The sequence below is a fragment of the Nocardia farcinica genome, from assembly GCF_029867845.1.
GTDB lineage: Bacteria > Actinomycetota > Actinomycetes > Mycobacteriales > Mycobacteriaceae > Nocardia > Nocardia farcinica_A.
Genome location: NZ_JARWRU010001052.1, coordinates 1 through 13,759, shown reverse-complemented (window position 1 = coordinate 13,759; position 13,759 = coordinate 1). Strand labels below are relative to the sequence as shown.

Sequence of the window (13,759 nt, the reverse complement as noted above, 5' to 3'; positions counted from 1 at the left end):
CCATTAATTCCGTGCTGTGGCCGGCACGGGGTGGGCGGTCCGGGTTCGACCTTCCGTCTGCGCCGGGGTGGGGCGTGGTCCGGGGAGGCCGGGTCCGGCGGTTCGCCTCGACCCGGCGGACGGGTGTGCGGTTCGGCGGGGTGTCCCCCTGGGCGCGACCGCGGCCGCGAATCCCTCGCGGCCGCAGTGTGGAGCTCGAGCTCCCGATCCGTTCTTAGGACTTGGAACAGAAGGTAACTTAGTAGCCCGGTCGCCCGCACGGGTCCCAGGCGGAGCCCGACGTCCACTCGCACACGTCGCCGAACACGATGGCGAAGGGCAGGTTGACCAGGAGGGCGAGCAGGCCGATGACATTGCCTCGCTGGAGGTAGTACGAGCCCGTCTCGACGCCCGCCGGGATCGAGTCCAGCGCCGACGAGCCGGTTCCCTCGGCGATGGCTGCCGCGGGAGCGGGCGCCGGAGCGGGGTCGATCGGGGCGGCGGTGGCACCCGCCGCGCCGGCCACGAGCGTCGCGGCCGCCAGCGAGGCGGCGGCGAGACGAAGTTCGGTACGCATCATTGCGCTCCTCTGTCGAAGAATTGTCATTCACATACTAGCGATGCCGCCGGGCGCCGCACCAGTAATCGCGCACAGCGGGGGCGGCGCGGCGAGGCTCGCGACTACAGTCGTTCCTGCATGACGAACTTCGGCTCGACCCCTCTCAGTCCCCGCGTGGAAAAGGAGCATCGGAGATGTCACTGGCACTGTCGGCAACCCTGCGCACCGGCTTCGACGAAGCGATCGAGCGCACCCGCGCCGCCCTGGCCGACCAGGGCTTCGGCATCCTCACCGAGATCGACATGTGCGCCACCCTGAAGACCAAACTCGACGTCGACATGGAGGACTACCGGATCCTCGGCGCCTGCAATCCCGGCCTCGCCCACCGCGCCGTCGGCATCGACCGGCAGATCGGCCTGCTCCTGCCATGCAACGTGGTGGTCCGCCGCGACCCGCAGGACGCCGACACCATCCACGTCGAGGCCATGAATCCGGCCCTGCTCGTGCAGGTCACCGGCGAGCCCGAACTCGGCGCGGTCGCCGCGGAGGCCACCGCCCGGCTGGAAGCGGCACTGAAGTCGCTGTCGCGGTGACCCGCCGCTCGCTCAGGGCAGCGTGATGGGCAGCGTCGGCGGAAACTCCACCGGCAGCGCCGCCAGCGTCCGGTGCAGCGGGCCCGGCCGCCACCGCAACTCCTCCGCGGGCACCGCCAGCCGCATCTCCGGCAGCACGTCCAGCAACTGGTCGATCGCGCACTCGGCGATCAGATAACCCAGCGACCTGGCCGGACAGGTGTGCGCGCCCGCGCCCCAGGCCAGATGCGCGCGGCTGCCCACGTGGTTCTCGCCCGCGATCTCCGGGTCGTCATTGCAGCCGGCGAGGCTGACGATGACCGGCTGATGCGCGGGCAGCCGCACCCCGTCCACCAGCATCGGCTGCTTCGGATACACGATCGACGGGTTCGGCAGCGGCGGATCGTCGAACAGCACCCGGTCGATCGCGTCCCTGGTCGACATCGCCCCGCCCGCGATCTGCTCACCGAACCGGTGGTCGATGAACAGCAGCCGCAGCGCGTTGACGATCAGCGCCTGCACCGGGTCGATGCCGACGCCGTAGAACACCAGCACCTGGTGCAACATCTCCTGGTCGTTCAGTCGCGCGGGATGCCGCAGCAGCGCCGTGGTGATGTCGGCCCCTGGGTGCGCCCGCTTGTACTCGACCAGCTCGGCCAGCGCCCCCTCGAACACCCGGGTCGCTTCCTCCACCGAGGCCCCGTCGAACACCGACGCCGTCGCCGCGGCCGCCTTCGCGCTGATGTGCGCCGGGCAACCGACCAGCTGATTCATGACCATGTACACCAGCGGCGCCACGTACTGCGTCGTCAGATCCGCGGTCCCGGTCTCGCAGAACCCGCTGATCAACGGCACCGCGAACTGCTCCACCAGCGCGTGCGTGGCATGCATGTTGACGCTCTGCACGGCCGCCGTCGTCGCCGCCCGCAACCGTTCGTGCGCCTGCCCCGACAGCCGTGTCACATTCGGCCGCCACCGGAACACCGGCAGCACCGGGCAGTCCGGCGGCACCGTCGCCTCCCACGCCCGCGGATCCGAGGTGAACCGCTCCTGATCGTTGAGGATCCGCAACCCCGTCCGATACCCGATCACCAGCATCGCCGGCACCCCCGGCGCCACCTCCACCGGCACGATCGACCCGAACCGCTCCCGCATCTCCCGATAGACCCGGTGCGGATCGGCGGTGTACTCCGGCGAATACAGGCTGACACGTTCCCCGTCGACTCGATGGGGCCTGGTCGGCGGTGCGGACATCGTTCTCCAAAACACAAGTGGTGACGCGGGTGGCCATCGCTCGGCCGACTCGGACCCTAGCCCACCGGCCCCCGCCGCACGACGAACTTCGGTGATCCGATGACCAGAGCCACCTTTGCCTCGGGGAGAACATCGGATCGAGTCGTCGACCGGCCCTGCGCTGATGGCCGAGGCCACCCGCTACGGAGAGTGCGTCCTTCCTGAAGCCGGGACCGATCCGCTCGCCGAGCGCGGGGGCGATCGAAATGGTCAGTGCCACACCAGCATCTTGAGGAGTTCGGAAAATCGGCGCAGGGTATCGATGTCCTCCGCGCCAGGCGGCCGGGATCCGAAATGCGCGATGTGGTTGCGGATGTCCTTGACACGCGACAGCTGGCTGATGAATCGGTCCCGATCGACGCCCTGCCGGCCGAGTGCCTGCCAGTTCGCTGCTGTCGCCGCGATAGAGGCAGGGTTGTTGGCTTCTGCCCGAATCAACTTGAGGTACTGACCGAACATCAAGTCGGTGACTTTCCCGGTCTGCTGCCTCTTCGGCTGTACCGCACGGATCGCCTCTTCGCTGAGGCCTGCGCTGAGGCATTTCCGAAGGTTCGACTCTATCTCGCCGATCATGAAGAACGGCAGGGCGGTGTCGTGGAACCGCTCTGCGATGTCGGTCAAGGTGATGACGCCGGTCACGCACCCGTCATTGCCTCGGACCAGGAGATACCCGTGATCATAGAGCCGCGGAAGGTGCAGAAAGAGGTCGACGTGCAGGTCGACCGTTTCCGGGAAGCTGCATGGCTCCGCTTCCGATCTGCTCCAGTACGTCCTGGAGCCTCGGGCTGTCCACTGCCACGTTGTGGTTCCCCCTGCTGGTATTCGAGCGAATGCTTCGAGATAGGTGGTATCACAACTGGATTCGGCTTGCACGCTGATGGATGGCAGCCGATCGGCAATCGCTCAACCGAGAGAGTGGTGAACCGGCTCCTCCAGCACCATCCGCGCCGCGACCGGATCGGCGAGCCGTGCGGCGATGGTCGCCGCTGCTTCCTCTTCAGGAAGAACATCGGAGAACTTCAACCCGCGCGCCGCACGCAGATCGGCCCGGGGCAGTACGAGCGCGGGTAGGAGCGAACGCCGCGCGGCCAAAGCCGTGCGCCACATGCCTGCGGTCAGGTCCGGGCGCAGCCGGATGCCGAAGTCGTCGGGTCGTACATCCGGGTATACGACGTCTGGAAGTGAGGCCGCGAGAGTGGCATTGGCTCGGAAACCGGCATAGGTCCACCAGCGCACCTGGTCGTCCGTGCGGTGGACTACCGTCCCATTGGCGCGGAGAGCGTGGCCGGCTCCTTCGGTGGTGCGGATGTCGGCCAGTTGGGACGAGGCGCGTCGGGTCAGTGCGACCGGCGGATCTTCGCCGAGCCGGACATCGCGGATTGCTCTGGTGAGGTGGAATGACAGCCCGCGCAGACCGATGCTGGACCATTTGGCGACACCGCCCGACGCCGCGGGCTCGACGAACGCGCGTCGGCGCTTCCAATCGATGAAGGTGACCTGCCAGCTTCGTCCGGCGAGCAGTAGTCGGCGCGGGCCGGGGGAGTCGTCGGTGAGCACCGAGGGGTCGGTGTGGCCGATCTCCTGGCGTCCGGCGAGCACGGTGAACTGCGGGGGAGCGGTGAAGGCGGCCGTGAGGTCGAGGAAGTGCCTTCGGCCGTACCGCCTTTCGGCGGCGGGGCCGATGTGCAGCATTCCGCTGTCCTCGTCGAGGTATCCCTGGTCGAGCAGGTGCCGCAGGATCGGTTCGGCCGATATGTCGAAGGGCGGCAGCCCGTTCCACTCGTCCGGCCACAAGCGGTTTCCGATGTGATGGTGCTGGAGTGTCACGGCCAGCAGCTGCTGGGCGACGAGATGGCGGGGCTCGGGCGGCGCCGTGATCGGCTCGACCCAGCCGCGGCTCCACAGCAGCAGGAGCCCGGCGGCCTGTACGAGCGCATCGTCCGTGGTGGCGAGAAACAGGCAGTTCCGGGTGCTGCCCGCTCTGCGTCCGGTGCGTCCGATGCGTTGCAGGAACGACGCGACGGTGCCGGGTGCGTCGATCTGGATGACGCGGTCCAGGTCACCCACGTCGATGCCGAGTTCGAGGGTCGAGGTCGACACGATCACACAGTCACGAGCTTCGGCGAACGCCTGCTCGGCCCGCGCTCGCTCCTCGGCCGACAGGGAGGAATGCGACAGGAATACGGTGATCTCGCGCTCCCGCAGCGCGGCCCCCAACTGCTCCACCTGTTTCCTGGAATCACAGAACACCAGGCGCTTCTCGCCGCGGTGGAGGGCGGCGATCACCTTGGCGGCGTTCTCCAGCGACCCGACGTAGTCGAGTTCGACCTCCCCGGGCGGTGGGCTTCCCGCCCCGGGGGACGGCCTCGACACGACATCCGGCGCGACCACCCGGCCGGGACGAGACCCCGCACCCGATCCTTGCAGCCAGGTGAGCAGGTCGTGCGGGTTGCCGACGGTCGCCGAAAGCCCGACCCGCTGGATCGGGCGGCCGGCGACCCGTTGCAGGCGCTCCAGAACCGCGAGCAGATGCCAGCCGCGATCGTCACCGGCGAAGGCGTGCACCTCGTCGATCACCACCGCCCGGACGCCGCCGAGCAGCTCCCGATGGTCGGTCTTGACGCCGATCAGCATGGCTTCCAACGACTCCGGTGTGGTCAGCAGAATGTCGGGTCGCTCGCGACGGATGCGATTGCGCATGCTGTCGCCGACGTCGCCGTGCCAGAGCGCGGCGCGCCTGCCGAGCCACTGGGCGTAGCCGTCGATCCGGGTGACCAGGTTGTTCAGCAGCGCCTTCAACGGACACAGGTACAGCACCGAGGTGCCCGTCCACTGCTGTTGCGTCATCGCGCTCAACAGCGGGAAGCATGCCGCCTCGGTCTTGCCGCCCGCGGTGGGGGCGAGCAGGACCGCGTCCGCGCCGTCGAGCAATGGCTCGATGGCCTGCTCCTGCAGTGGGCGCAAACTCGGCCAGCCGAGGGTGTTGACGATGTGATGCACCACCACCGGATCGAGGCGTTCCCAGACAGCGTCGGTCACAGGTCCAGATCGATGTCGTCGGCGCGGACCGCATTACGTTCGGTGTCGGTGAGTTCGGCGGACGCGACCGTCAGCTGGTAGTGCACGCGCGGATCGAAGTCCGGGAATTGGTCGACGCGATCGAGGACGTCGCCGACGAGTTTCTTGAGGAACAGGCGGGGTGCGACGCCGACCTTGCCGCCGAGGGTGCCACCGACCGCGCGGGCGAGATCGGCCAGGTAGTCGTCGTCGACCATGACCCGAATCCGCTCCGGGTGCTCACTGCCGTCGGCAAAAAGGTCGCGGATGGTGATGCCGAGCGCCACCAGTGACTCCATGGTGAAGCCGGGGAGCCGGATCTGCACGGCCCGCGGGTTGTCGAAGCGCGGGTCGGTGGTGAAGTCTGTGGCGAGGCGTTGTGCGAGAGGGGCGAGTCGCTGGACGCCCTGCTGTCCGTCGTAGAAGGCGGGTGTGCCGGTGATGAGCAGATACAGGCCGGGGAAGCGTCCCGAATACACCTCGTCGATGAGTTGGCGCAGTGCGTTGAGCGCCTTGTCCCTGGCGTCGGAGCGCACACGCTGCAGCGTCTCCACTTCGTCGAGGACGAGCAGCAGGCCGCGGTGGCCGCTGTCGCGCAATGCGGTGAGCAGCCCCTGGAGGAAACCGAAGGCCCCGAAGTGGTCGAGTTCGCCGCGCACCCCGGCGGCGCGGCGCGCGGCTGCCGCCACGTTCGGCTGGCTGCCCAGCCATGCGAGGATCGCCGCCGCGGTCGCCTCGTCACCGGCGACGAGCGCCTTTCGATATCCGCGCAACGCGGTCGCGAACGACGGCGCGTGCCGGGAGACTTCGAGCAGTCGCGCGGTCATGAGCTCATCGACCGCGCCGACCAGTTCGTCCTCCTCGGCGCCCGCGGCCAGGGCATCTTCTTCGAGGGCATAGAACCAGGCGTCGATCACGGGGCGCAGCGCGCTTGGCGGGAAACTGGCTGTGGTGAGACGTTCGGTCAGCCGCCGGTACACCGTCTCCAGCTTGTGCAGCGGAGTCTCGGTCTCCGAGATCTGCACCTCCGACACCGCGAAGTTGCGCCGCTTCGCCCGCTCGCCGAGCCACCGCGCGAAGAAGGTCTTACCCGATCCGTATTCACCGCGCACGGCCTTGAACACCGCGCCGCCCGACTCCACGACATCCAGTTCCGCATCCAGCGCGGCCTCGAATCGGCCGAGACCGGTGGCGAGCAGATCCAGCCCGCTCTCGGGGACCGCTCCGCGACGCAGCGCGTCGATGACCGCGCGCCTGCGGGCCGCGCTGACCTGGGGCGATTGGTTACTCACCCGGACAGTCTCGCACGGGCGGTCCGAACGTCGGCGCCCGCGACGGCCGGTCGCTGACCGGAGACGTTGTCGGTGCCTCGAGTCATTCTGGCTCCGGCCCGGTGTCGGTGCTGTTCGTTTCCCTTGTGAGACGAGGTGTCATGCGAAACAACTTCGAGGCGACCTGCGCGATGTGTGGTGTGGCTCTGGGCCGCCAGGACGGAGTTCTATCGCAGCCCGAACTGGGTGCGCAGCAGCCCCACGTGAAGCCGCAGTGTCCGCCCGTCGGCGAGCGTTTCGAGCACCTGCGCCCCGTCCACATTGAGCACCTGGCCGAGGATGGCCGCGAAGCCGGCCGCGCGGGTGGGGGGATCGCCCACGCGCTGGGCGAGGGCTGTGGTCGACTGCGGGCCGTTCAACAGGGCGCGGATCGCCTTTTCCAGTTTGCCCGGGGCAGGTTTGCGCCCCAGCTGTTCGAGCTGGACAGCGAAGACGTCGGAGGCGAGCAGGCCCGAGACGAGGTCGTCGACTGGATCGCTCGGCGCGGGTGGAGGTGTCTCCTCGGGCAGGGGGATGTCGAGGGTGATCTGGCCCGCGAGGTGCTCGGCGGCCTTCCTTCCCGTTCGTGTCCGCTGCTTGCGTTCGACGGTGGGGGTGGGCGGTTTGGGCAACGGGTCGGTGTCGTCGCGCCACCAGGTCGGGCGTTGGTCGCCGAGCTCACGCCAGTCCTTGGGCGGGGTGGCGACGAACGGCAGGAAGGCCAGGACGGGGATGGTGATCTCGGCGAGAGACGCGCCGCCGTGGTAGCCCGCCTTCTGGGCGGTGTAGCGGGAGTCGGTGTCCCACAGCGCCACGATCGAGGCGCCCGGTTCTGGCCAGACGACGCGCGGGCCGCGCAGCGCGATCTCGCTGTCGGCGAGACGATCGAACTCGCCGGTCGGCAGCCGGTGCCGGGCGTACTCGGCGGTGGTGGCCGCGACCGCCACGCCGTGGCGGTCGATCACGTGACCGTGGTCGCTGGTGATGAGCACGACCATGTTCTGAGCGGTGGCCACCGAGACCAGTGCCCGCAGGTCGCCGATCTCGCGGGTCTGCCAGTCGGCGTCGTCGAGCTTGGCTTCCTTGGACAGCCGGTCGTCGATGGTGTTCAGCACCACCGCGACGTGACAGTCGGGATCGGACAGGGCAGCGCCCAGGTCGGCGCCGAAGCGCTCGCCGGGGCTGCTACGCAGATCGTTCTTGTGGAAGACCGCGGCCCGCTTCCCGCCCCAGAACTTGTGCTGCGGGAACAGGCGCTGTTCGGTCTTCTGATCCCCCTTCATGAGCGTGCCCGCGAACAGTGAGGTACGGGAGACCGCCGTGAGACTGGGCAGGGCGGCGACCATACTGCGCCGGTACGGCTCGTCCGAACCGGGCAGGGGATCGAATTCGGCGAACGAGCCGCGCAGCTCACCGGCCAGCTGGGTGGCGATGGCCGCGCTCATGCCGTCGACCACCACCAGCAGCACCCGGGGGTCGGCGGCTAGCGGCCGGACCACCCGGTGCAGGAAGGTCTCGACGGTGAGCATCTCGCCCGGTGACGAGCCCGCCTCCGTCCACACCGCCAGGTTCTTCGTGAACTCCCGGTCGAACTCCCTGCGCAGGGCTCGGGCACGGTTCGCGATGGTCTCGAACGCGACGCGCAGGGCCGGGTCGTCGTCACCGCCCGCGTCGAGGTAGTCGAGGGCGCGATCGGCCCAGGCGGTGTCGCGCATGTGCCGGTCGAGGGCGGCCCCGACACTGTCACAGGTGCAATCGGGTTCGGTGTGCAGCCAGCGGGTGAGCCGCTGCGCCATCCGTACGCGGCCCACCCGGACTCGGTGGTCGGCGGCGAGTTCGTGGGCGCGCAGCGCGGCGACGGCGGTGTCGATCTCCTCGACGACACCGCGGCCGAGCGCGATACCCGCCGCCGCGAAGCGGGCTTCGAGTCCCGCGGTGAGCAGCGGGCTGCGCTGGGCGGCGGAGACGGCGCCGAACTGGCGCACGAGCTGGTCGGCGCGGGCGAGGACGGTGTCGGCGGTCTTCCTGGCGTCGCGCGCCTGTTCGTCGGTCTCGTCGTGCGGGTCGGCCGCCGCACGGGCTCTCACCAGTTGGTCGCGCAGGTAGTCCTCGCAGGTGCGACCGAAGGTTTCGAGCATGTGGTCCAGGCGTTCGCCGATCGCGGGCGGCTGTTCACCGAGCCAGCGTTCGACCCGTCCCCGCGCCTGGTACACCGCGCTGTCGTTGCCCGCGTGGGTCCACAACGCCGCGCACACCAGCCCGTAGGCGACGGCCTCGGAACCGTGCCCGGTGCGGGCGAGGGTGGTCACCACCGCGCCGGTCGCCCCGGCTTGTTCCTGCTCGCTGAGGAATTCGATGATGCCGTCGCGTTCGGGCGCGCGCAGATCCAGCAGCAGCTCCGGGCCGCCCGGGCGTTGGGTCCACTCCAGCAGGGCGAGGGGGTCGATCCGGTCGACCTCGCCGCTGATGCCGAGCCTGCGCCTGGTGAGTGCGGTGAGCGCGGGCACCCGGGACAGTACTCCGCCGGCCAGCGAGGTCGGCCACCCCTGCGCTCCACTGGCGTCGAGCAGTGCCTCGCAGGCCCAGCTCGCCCGCTTGAGCAGCGGGTCCAGATCCGTGGCGCCGAAGGTTTCGCGGACGATGTCCCAGCGGTCCACGGTGTGGATGCGACCGCGCAGGGTGCGCACCAGGATGCCCGGATCGAGGTCGTGCTCCTCGACGTCGGTGAGCACCACCAGCACACGCGGGTCGGGATCGATCTCGCGGGCGTGTGCGAGCACCGTCTCGTGCACCGCCAGTGGCGAGGCCGCGGTCGAGACCCGTGCCCGCCTGCCGTCGGCGAGCGTCAGAACATCGTCGCCCTCCCACACCGGTTCCCCGCGGAGCAGGACGGTCTTCGGCTCGCCTTTCGCACCGAGCCAGTCGGACAGTGTCCGTTTCTGCGAGGCGAGGTACTGGGCGACCGTTGTGCGAGACAGGCGAAGCGCGGTGGTCACGGTGGCACTCGTCATGGAACGACTTTCCAGGTGATCTCGACGGTGACACCGGGGTCGAGCTGCGCCAGCTCGGCGCGGAGCTTGGCCAGCGATTCGATGACGGGTGCGGTGTAGATGCCCGAGGTCGCCCTTGGCGTCGGCGTCGTGCCGTCAAGGGGCGGATTGCTCGTCGGGGTGCCGAGGTCGACGTCATCGGCCCGATCGGTGGGGACGGTATCTCGCGACCCGGCAGCGGGCGGAGTGACGGACGCCGGCGGCTGCTCTCCGTGTTGCACCGCGCGCTGCTTCTCCAGGCGCGCTTGCCGTTCGGCTTCCTCGAGACGTTTGCGGGTCAGCGCGGTGACTTTGGAGTCGGCGGCGCGCAGTGCCTCGACCAGGTCCCCCGAGCGCTGGTCGGCGCGGGCGGTGCTGCGCAACGAGTCCAGCAGCGTGGCGCCCTCGGGTCCGAGCAGCTTGGCCTGCTCGAGGTTGTGCCAGGCCGCATGGGTCAGCGCGTTGATCACCTTGTCGGCCGACTTGATCGAGGTGGCCAGCCGGTCCGCGCTCACCTCGCCGAGGTCGAATCCGGCCAGCGTTTCGACCGTCTTCTTGGCACCGGCCGAGCCGCTGCCGCCGGAGGTGAGCACCGTCAGCAACTCGAGCGAACGGCGGGCCAGCGCGAGGCGCTCGGTGGGCACGCTGTCGTCGAGCTGGAGGAAGTCGGCGTGCTTTTCCAACTGTTCGACCAGCCGGGCAGCGGAGTCGCGGTAGGCGGTCGCGGCTTCGACGATCTGGCGGGCGAACAGCTGCACCGGCGCGCCGCGCCGCAAGGTGGGCGGCTTGCCGCCGAAGATCACCTCGAACCGGTTGCGCGCGGTGTCCCAGTCCGCCTCGCCGGGCAGCGGCTGGGTGCGCAGGGCATCGCTGCCGCTGCCGATCTTGGTGAGCTCGGGAGTGTCGATGGGCACGCCACCGCGGACCCAGATCCGGTCGTCCATCTCGGCGAAGGAAGCGACCACCAGGTTCGCGATATGCGACTCCAGGCCGCGCGGCTGCGGCAGGTCGATCCAGTCCTTGAGCGAGATCACCGACAGATCGCCGGTCTCGCCCGCGTGCTGGGCGTACTTGCGGAAGTGGTCGGCCCAGCGCCGCGACAGCTCGAAATACGCCTCCTTCTGGTGCCCGAGGCCGAGCGGCTCGGCGATCCGGCGCATGAGCGCCCGGTCCTTCGCGGGCACCTCCACCCGGTGGTCGCGCGCTTCGGCGGCACCCTTCACGTGGACGAGCACGGTTTTCGCGTCCGCGGGTTTCACCGCGGTTCCGGTGTTGTCGGGATCGAAGTTCGGGTGGTCGGGGTACTGGTGGGCGAGCAGCTTGCCCGCGAGGGTGCGGATGGCGTCGTGCATCGACTGTCCGATCGAGACGGTCAGTCCGTCGATATCGGGCAGCGGGTGGAACGGCTGGTCGAGATCGTTGGTGACGTCGTCGGCCTTGCGTTCGGCGAGGCCGTAGGCCTGTTTGAAGGTCGCCAGCACTCGTTTGCGCAGCGTTTCGCGCTGGGATTCCAGCAGTTGCTTGGCGCTGGCCCGATTGTCGGGGTTGAGGTGCTGGGCGTATTGGGTGTCGAAGCGGGCCGGGTCGGCGAGCGCCTTGGTCACCACCAGCAGACGGCGGAAATCCTCCCAGCGCGGCTTGGACAGATGCGAGGGCAGCCACGCCACCGTGCGGGGGTGGTTGCCGCCCTGCTCTTCCTTCAACCGCCGGATGCGGTCGGCGTCCTCGACCGGACCGAGATTGCCCTCGTCGTAGGGCAGGTCGACCACGATGCGCCAGCGGTTCTCGCTGCTGGGTTGCAGATCGTGGTTGGGCAACGCGTCCTCGTCGCTGACATTGCCGAACACCACCTCGGCGACGCGATTGGAGCCGCGCCACACGAACCGCAGCTCGTCGGCGCCGAAACGGCCGTCGGCCCGATCCAGGCCGAACTCCTCGGCGAGCAGATCCCGCGCCAGGGCAAGCCGGTTCGCCGGATTGTCGTTGACCTGTGCGTTGGCCAGCACCGACTCCACGTCGACGCCCGAGAGTTCCAGCCGCACACCCGGATTGGCGTCGGTGCCGGTGAGCTTGATCTCCGGGAACCGGGCCGCCCACTCGCCCACCATGTCCTTGATGACGCCCTCTTCCCGGCCGGGGATCATGCTGGTGATCGAGCCGTGGTTGAGCGCGCCGAGGCGTCGGATGGTCAAGTCGCGCAGCGCGGGCACGCTCGGGGCGAGCGCGGCGAGCAGCACCGTGCAGGCCAGGCGGTTCTGGCCGACGAACTTCCTGCAATTGCCCGCCAGCTTCGGGTCGGTGATCGTCTCCCGCCGGTGCAGGTAGGCGTCGACGTCGTCTTCGGTGACCTCGCAACTGCTGAGCAGGTAGGGGCGCAGACGGGTCTTGTAGAGCTTGTCGGCGGCGTCGAACAACACCTTCTTGTCCGCGACGAAGGGCCGGTCACCGCCGCGGGTGAGCTGCTCGTACAGGTCGCCCAACGGCACCAGATCACCGAGGCGCAGTTCGTCGCGGTGGTCGGCGAGCAACTGGCCCATCAGCTTGAGGCCGGTGCGGGAACGCTGCAGAGCGGCGGAGATGTGGACCAGCGTGTCGAGGAAGGCGGGGGAGAACGGGTAGCTCAACCGGAAGGATGCCTCGTCGGCGCCGGTGGTGCTCTCGTCGGAACCCAGCAGGGTGTCCCACACCTTCGGTCCGAGACGCTTGGTCTTCTCGAACGCCTCGTTGATCCTGGCTGCCGCTTCCTCATCGCGCGGCTTCAGCAGACGGGCGTGCGCGATCTGCGGCAGGTTGCGATCCTCGAGACTGATCAGGTCGAACCGGCCCGAAGCGTGGTTGAGGGCGTCCTGGATCGCCGACTCGGCCGCGCCCGCGAGTTCCTCACCGACCAGTTCGCGCAGGTCGCGCTGGCGGGCGATGAACGACACGATCGGAATCGCGCGCCGCGCGTCGCCGCCCTCCCGGAAGTTGGTGATCTTGCTGGCCTCGCGCGCCACCCGCTTCTCGTCGTGGATGAGGCTGGCCAGCCACAGGATGAGCTCGTCGAGGAACAGGATGATGGCGTCGTAGCCGAGCGACTTGGCATGCGCGGCAATGACACTCAGACCGGCGTCGAGGGAGATGAAACCGCTCTCGTCCTCCGCGGCGCGCGCCGCGAAACCCGGCAGCAGATGGGTGCCCGCGTCGTTGACCAGCTTGGCGCGCAGCTCCTGCGGGGTGCTGGGGTGCACCAGGTTCAGCCCGCCGCCGTCGTGCGACTCCGAAGCCGACAGCGCGGTGTCCACCTTGTCGGTGGTCCAGAACGCGGTGGTCTCACCCCACTCGTCGTCCTCCTCGGCGGCCTGCCCCTTGTTGAGCACCTCCAGGAACCGCTGCTCACCCATCGACTCGCGCAGCGCCCACAGGTCGGTGAACAGCGCGTCGGTGCGATACACCGGCGGAATCGGCGCCTCGGGGTGCTTGGCCCGCACGAAATCGACGTAGCCGCCGAGCACCCGCTGCTCCATCGCCTTGGCGTCGATCATGTGATACGGCACCATCAGGAACTTCTTGCCGTCCGAGTGCAGCCACTCGTGCGCGGTGAGCAGCGAATCGAACTCGCTGCGTCCCCGCGCCACCGGATTGCCGGAAAGCAGGGCGTACAGCACCGCCATGAAGTGCGACTTACCGGCGCCGAACGAGCCGTGCAGGAAGGCGGGCTTGGAGGTGTGCCCGTCCAGCGCCGACTTGATCAGCGCCAGCGCCTGATCGAAGTTCTCCAGCAGCCGGTCGGTGAGCACATAGTCCTGCACCGCCTTCGTCGACCCCGCCTCGGTGACCGCGTCGGCGAGGGTGAGTACGTAGTCGGATCCGGCGACATGCTCCTTGATGTCGATGAGGTCCCGCAGCAGCGGACGCTGATCCATCAGTTGCTCTCCTCCGCGGCAGCGGCCTTCTTACTCGTACGCTTCTTCGTGGTGC

The 13,759-nt window shown here is 68.9% G+C and carries 8 protein-coding genes; 1 reads left to right on the top strand and 7 read right to left on the bottom strand.

All coding sequences use genetic code 11. The annotated features are described in order from the left end of the window. Positions 1 to 238: 238 nt before the first annotated feature. Positions 239 to 556, bottom strand: coding sequence for a hypothetical protein (locus QH283_RS23285; RefSeq protein ID WP_280505074.1), 318 nt, complete (start codon positions 554 to 556; stop codon positions 239 to 241). A gap of 176 nt (positions 557 to 732) precedes the next feature. Between QH283_RS23285 and QH283_RS23280 the strand changes: the two genes are divergently transcribed. Further along, complete coding sequence (locus QH283_RS23280) at positions 733 to 1,131, top strand: DUF302 domain-containing protein (protein ID WP_280505073.1); 399 nt, start codon at positions 733 to 735, stop codon at positions 1,129 to 1,131. 12 nt (positions 1,132 to 1,143) lie between these two features. Here the strand turns inward: QH283_RS23280 and QH283_RS23275 are convergent, their stop codons facing one another. The 6 genes from QH283_RS23275 to pglY all read right to left on the bottom strand — a co-directional run bounded on the left by QH283_RS23275 (position 1,144) and on the right by pglY (position 13,704). Next, complete coding sequence (locus QH283_RS23275; RefSeq protein ID WP_280505072.1) at positions 1,144 to 2,364, bottom strand: cytochrome P450; 1,221 nt, start codon at positions 2,362 to 2,364, stop codon at positions 1,144 to 1,146. Positions 2,365 to 2,613: 249 nt separating this feature from the next. After that, positions 2,614 to 3,042, bottom strand: coding sequence for a hypothetical protein (locus tag QH283_RS23270; RefSeq protein ID WP_280505071.1), 429 nt, complete (start codon positions 3,040 to 3,042; stop codon positions 2,614 to 2,616). A 264-nt stretch (positions 3,043 to 3,306) separates the two neighbouring features. Beyond that, positions 3,307 to 5,442 (bottom strand): DEAD/DEAH box helicase, encoded by a 2,136-nt coding sequence (locus tag QH283_RS23265; protein ID WP_280505070.1) that lies wholly within the window; start codon positions 5,440 to 5,442, stop codon positions 3,307 to 3,309. Continuing rightward, the gene (brxD, locus tag QH283_RS23260; protein ID WP_280505069.1) at positions 5,439 to 6,752 is read right to left on the bottom strand and encodes a BREX system ATP-binding protein BrxD; all 1,314 of its coding nucleotides are present in this window, start codon (positions 6,750 to 6,752) and stop codon (positions 5,439 to 5,441) included. The genes QH283_RS23265 and brxD overlap by 4 nt, the downstream gene beginning before the upstream one ends. Before the next feature lie 206 nt (positions 6,753 to 6,958). Beyond that, positions 6,959 to 9,781 (bottom strand): BREX-2 system phosphatase PglZ, encoded by a 2,823-nt coding sequence (gene pglZ, locus QH283_RS23255; protein ID WP_280505068.1) that lies wholly within the window; start codon positions 9,779 to 9,781, stop codon positions 6,959 to 6,961. Beyond that, a complete protein-coding gene (pglY, locus tag QH283_RS23250; RefSeq protein WP_280505067.1) occupies positions 9,778 to 13,704 on the bottom strand; it encodes a BREX-2 system ATPase PglY in 3,927 nt (1,308 codons plus the stop codon). The genes pglZ and pglY overlap by 4 nt, the downstream gene beginning before the upstream one ends. Positions 13,705 to 13,759 lie beyond the last annotated feature (55 nt).

Excerpts from the sequence above, each read along its gene's own strand:
- pglY (WP_280505067.1), bottom strand. The coding sequence starts at position 13,704 with ATGGATCAGCGTCCGCTGCTGCGGGACCTCATCGACATCAAGGAGCAT.
- pglZ (WP_280505068.1), bottom strand. The coding sequence starts at position 9,781 with ATGACGAGTGCCACCGTGACCACCGCGCTTCGCCTGTCTCGCACAACG.
- QH283_RS23280 (WP_280505073.1), top strand. The coding sequence starts at position 733 with ATGTCACTGGCACTGTCGGCAACCCTGCGCACCGGCTTCGACGAAGCG.
- QH283_RS23275 (WP_280505072.1), bottom strand. The coding sequence starts at position 2,364 with ATGTCCGCACCGCCGACCAGGCCCCATCGAGTCGACGGGGAACGTGTC.
- QH283_RS23285 (WP_280505074.1), bottom strand. The coding sequence starts at position 556 with ATGCGTACCGAACTTCGTCTCGCCGCCGCCTCGCTGGCGGCCGCGACG.